The sequence below is a fragment of the Bradyrhizobium sp. CCBAU 45321 genome (assembly GCF_028128975.1).
In the GTDB taxonomy this organism is placed as follows: Bacteria; Pseudomonadota; Alphaproteobacteria; order Rhizobiales; family Xanthobacteraceae; genus Bradyrhizobium; species Bradyrhizobium yuanmingense.
Genome location: NZ_LFKZ01000071.1, coordinates 1 through 2,990 on the forward strand (window position 1 = coordinate 1; position 2,990 = coordinate 2,990).

The following is a 2,990-nucleotide window of genomic DNA, read 5'->3' on the forward strand; positions in this document are numbered from 1 at the left end:
ATTACATGTTCGAACCAATCGCGGACGAGAGCAATAAGGTTGGAGTGCTCGCTCATGGATTCACAGGCGGCGGTCACCCGGTCGGAGCCGCCGTCGCGCTCGAAACTCTTAAACTCATCGACGAGCGGGGGCTGATTGCGAATGTCGGCCGAATAGGCGCCTATATGCAGGAACGGCTGCGTACGCTCAGTGACCATCCGCTCGTTGGTGAGGTTCGCGGCGTTGGCCTTATTGCGGCAATCGAGCTAGTGCTGGACAAGGAGCAGAAAGTCGCCGCTACTACTCCGGGCGACGTCGGCAGGATCGCGGCCCGGTTGCTGCACGAGCGAGGGATTATCTTGCGGAATGTAGATGATACGTTGGCGATGTGCCCACCTCTAATCGTCGATAAGGACCAAATCGACGAACTTGTCGATGGGATCGCGGGCATGCTCGACGAGCTTAGGGCGACCGTCGTCAATCTAGGGCGAGCCTGACGAGCCTTCACCCGATCCGTTTATGCCGTCTCAAGTCCAATCGCCTGGAGGAGACGTCTTGCAAGCTCTGACAGGATACGTCGGAGTCGGCGCTGCCGGAGCAGTCTGTGCCGGGCGGCTTATGGTTCGACACATTTACGGCAGCCGCACTCTCTTGATCTGCATCTGGGATCGCTTGCCCTCGCGACTCCTGCTTAGGCTAGCGAAAAACATCAACTAAGTCATTCGCTGAGCTGAAGAGCTTGTCGTGGAGATCTCGGGCCATGTCGCAAAGGTTCGCTCGCGCGAAGCAAGTCGGCGATGACGGATCCGGCACGATGCGAAAAGGATTAGCGACCTGCTCCTGAACTGATTATACAAGCTAAACACGCATCCATGATGCGTTCGCGCGGTGGCGCCGGCTACAATTCTCGGCCCGATTGTGGAGAGATTTGCCTCGCGATGGTCGGCGGGACGGTGGAAGAGACGTTGAACCCAATGCTCGAGGCGGAAGCCGACCGGCTTTGCGGGCTGGCCGGTACGAGCGCAGCAAGGCGCGGCAAGATACTCGAGCTGGCAGTTAAGATCGGACGCTGCAGGCCAGTGCCCAGGTCTATCTGACGATTCCGAAGCTACGAAGGCAGGCCGCGTGCTCCAGCAGACGCTCGCGCTGACGCACGTACGCTCGCAGTTCGGCAATCTGCCCGTTCGGGCTGACAGCTGGCACGCCGCAACCGGAACGAGCCGCTGCTACCATTCCGCATCGCTCACATCGGTCCTACGCCCCAGCACGTGCTTGCATCGCACGCGTTGACAAGCAACATGGTAACGCCCGTGCCACCGAAATCATGTCGGCCGCTCCCTTCCGGCCACAGTCTAGAAGTTACTCGTTTCTCCTACAGGGGGCGCAGCGCCGCGTTGTTCGCCGTCAGGTTCTGTGAGACAAATTGAAGGATTTCGCCGAGGGAGGATTTCTGGTTCATCGTAGCCGCCAGGAGCGAGGATGAAGCAGAAATCCGGACGGGGCAAAGCGCCGGCAGACCAAGTGCTAAACGACATTCGGCGCCAGACCCGCCGGCAGTATTCGGCGGAAGAGAAGATCCGCGCTGGAAGGTTGCGCGGCGAGGAGAACATCTCCGAGCTTTGCCGCCGAGAAGGTATTGCCGCCTCGATGTATTACGGCTGGTCCAAGGAGTTTCTCGAGGCCGGCAAGCGCCGCCTGGCCGGCGACACGGCGCGAGCTGCGACCTCCGGCGAGGTGAAGGACCTCCGCCAAGAGGCTGCCGACCTTGAAGGAGGCCGTGGCCGATCTGACCCTGGAGAACCGTCTGCTCAAAAAAAGTATGAACGGAGATGGGGAGGACGAGGCATGAGATATCCCGCCTCCGAAAAGGCCGAGATCATCCAGCTGGTCGAGCAATCGCATCTTCCGGCCAAACGCACGCTGGACAAGCTCGGTATCCCGCGCGCCACATTCTATCGCTGGTATGATCGCTACCGCGAGGGCGGCGTTGAAGCGCTGGCCGATCATCGGTCTCGACCAGACCGGGTCTGGAATCGCATCCCCGACGATGTGCGGGGCCATATCATTGACCTGGCGCTGGAGTTACCTGAGCTGTCGCCACGCGAGTTGGCCGTGCGGTTCACCAACGAACGAAAGTACTTTGTATCCGAGGCGTCAGTCTATCGGCTGCTGAAGGCGCATGATCTCATCACCAGCCCGGCCTATGTGGTGATCAAGGCCGCGAACGAGTTCAAGGACAAGACGACGGCCGTCAACCAGCTCTGGCAGACCGACTTCACCTACCTCAAGATCACCGGATGGGGGTGGTACTATCTCTCGACCGTGCTTGACGACTTCTCGCGCTACATCGTGGCCTGGAGGCTTGGTCCCACCATGTGCGCTTCCGATGTCACAGCCACCCTCGACCAGGCACTCGCCGCCTCCGGTCTTGACCACATCGCCGTCGCGCACCGGCCAAGGGTGCTCAGCGACAATGGTTCGAGTTACGTGTCGGATGATCTGGCCGAGTGGCTCGACCAGAAGGGCATGCAGCACGTGCGCGGCGCTCCGTACCATCCTCAGACTCAGGGAAAGATCGAGCGCTGGCATCAGGCAAGGTCATCGCGAATCTCTCACCGGCGTAGTTGGAATAATGCAAGGCAAGACAGCCACGGTTTGGTGACCAACTTCTGGCCGCTGCTGGACGCGATGCATAGGCAATGACAGCCTGCGCCTAGTGCGAAGGTGGTCGGCTTCACGCGCGGGCACCATAAACCTTGGTATCGTTCCATGCCCCCTTTAGATGCCCGGCGTTTCCCTACGTTCAATTGAGCCGCCGATCACGATTGTCTTATTTTCAGGGTGTGCGGTAGCGCCCCGCTATCGCTGCCCTCCTTGGGCGTTCCTCCCTAGACTTGGGCCGCTTGCGGCAACGTAGGCGGCCTTTCTTTCTTAAGCGCTAAGTTGATGCCGTCAGGCGGCGTGGTTCCACGACGTAAGCGCGTCTGCGCGGCGGCGATCAGGGTGAGACT

At 60.2% G+C, this 2,990-nt stretch carries 2 protein-coding genes; both read left to right on the forward strand.

Annotation, left to right across the window (positions count from 1 at the left end; translation table 11 throughout):
• Positions 1-476 (forward strand): aminotransferase class III-fold pyridoxal phosphate-dependent enzyme (locus tag ACM43_RS09820; RefSeq protein ID WP_271539875.1); only part of this gene is annotated, 476 nt, incomplete at its 5' end.
• Between the two features lie 982 nt (positions 477-1,458).
• Positions 1,459-2,682 carry an IS3 family transposase gene (locus ACM43_RS09825; protein WP_271539876.1) on the forward strand — a complete coding sequence of 408 codons (1,224 nt, stop codon included), beginning with the start codon at positions 1,459-1,461 and terminating at the stop codon, positions 2,680-2,682.
• Positions 2,683-2,990: the final 308 nt, after the last annotated feature.